The organism is Bacillus cereus group sp. BceL062 (assembly GCF_051780025.1).
Taxonomy (GTDB): Bacteria; Bacillota; Bacilli; order Bacillales; family Bacillaceae_G; genus Bacillus_A; species Bacillus_A toyonensis.
In genome coordinates, this window is the sequence record NZ_JBPWGY010000063.1 from 1 (window position 1) to 298 (window position 298).

Genomic DNA, 298 nt, shown 5'->3' on the forward strand with positions numbered 1-298 from the left:
TAGTAAGATCCCTGAAAGATGATCAGGTTGATAGGTTCGAGGTGGAAGCATGGTGACATGTGGAGCTGACGAATACTAATAGATCGAGGACTTAACCATATAATATGAAGCGATGTTATCTAGTTTTGAAGGAATATATATTTAAAATTCCCTTTGACATTCTGAAAAGAATGTGTATAATGATAAAAGTCTGGTAATGATGGCAGAGAGGTCACACCCGTTCCCATACCGAACACGGAAGTTAAGCTCTCTAGCGCCGATGGTAGTTGGGACCTTGTCCCTGTGAGAGTAGGACGTT

2 rRNA genes are annotated in these 298 nt (G+C 41.3%); both read left to right on the forward strand.

Annotated elements, in window-relative coordinates:
- Window positions 1-99, forward strand: a 23S ribosomal RNA gene (locus tag ACS2MN_RS31085); the annotation flags it as partial.
- Window positions 100-189: 90 nt separating this feature from the next.
- Window positions 190-298: ribosomal RNA gene (rrf, locus tag ACS2MN_RS31090) — 5S ribosomal RNA — on the forward strand; the annotation flags it as partial.